At 48.0% G+C, this 890-nt stretch carries 1 protein-coding gene and 1 pseudogene; both read right to left on the bottom strand.

Annotation, left to right across the window (positions count from 1 at the left end; all coding sequences use genetic code 11):
• Window positions 1–128, bottom strand: a pseudogene (locus tag ACFQEY_RS14495) (IS701 family transposase); the annotation flags it as partial.
• A gap of 444 nt (window positions 129–572) precedes the next feature.
• A complete protein-coding gene (locus ACFQEY_RS14490) occupies window positions 573–731 on the bottom strand; it encodes a ribbon-helix-helix domain-containing protein (protein WP_379769860.1) in 159 nt (52 codons plus the stop codon).
• Window positions 732–890: the final 159 nt, after the last annotated feature.

Here is an 890-nt window from a genome sequence, read left to right as displayed (position 1 = left end):
ACGGTCTTGTTGCTGGCCGCAACAAGACCTGTGGCGTAGGTTTTCGCGTGCTGACGTTGTGCGGGTGACAGTGACTCGAACTCGTCGAATACACGCGTGCACGACAAGAAGTCCGTAATCGGCATCATCCGTGTTCGCTACCGCCTACGTCACGAACCTACTTCAACGTTCAAAGCTGAGTAGTTCAGGGAAGTTCTGAATGAAATACGGGCATTTTACCGTACTTTTTACTGTATGGAAACTGTTCAGGCCAGATATGCCCCCAGATGGCTATACAACCGTCACTATCAGCGATACCTTGGCGACAAAGCTCACACGAATTATGTCAGATCACGATTGCTCCAGCTACGCTGAAGCAATCGAGTATGCCGTTGATACAACACTGATACAGGAAGAGGAAATCACCGTACAGGAACTGATTCATCTACTAGCTGAACGAGTCGATGAAGTAGACTAATCCCGTTTACAGTAACTATTACATGAAGTTTATTCAAAACTTCTCTTAATCACTATGGTGCACGAAGTGTTGAAATGTTTGGAGAGTGCCCTTTTGTTCCCGAATTATGATTCTCTCACTCACTGAGCGTGATCTGACTCGGAACGAACGCTGTGAGGATGGCTTTGATCATCTCGGAGCTGCTGGCTCCGAGATGGTCACACTCAGTGACTAGTTCGTCCACTTCTTGCACAACTTCTTCGTCGACAGCCACTCCGAACTTCTCTTTTACCATCGTTAGAACGAGCTAAAAGCAGCGTGCACTAAGTGTACGTAGATTTTTCGTACGTGTTTAGCCCCGTCTGATTTCGTCACTATCTCGTAGGTGGTGGCCTATGACAGACACATGGTCTGCCAGCAGGGAGTCAGTCTACATCCTCAGGGATGGTCTCCG

It is taken from the genome of Halorubrum trueperi, assembly GCF_042662525.1.
Classification (GTDB): Archaea; Halobacteriota; Halobacteria; order Halobacteriales; family Haloferacaceae; genus Halorubrum; species Halorubrum trueperi.
Note: the sequence above shows the minus strand (reverse complement) of the source record. Positions and strands in the feature narration are given on the sequence as shown.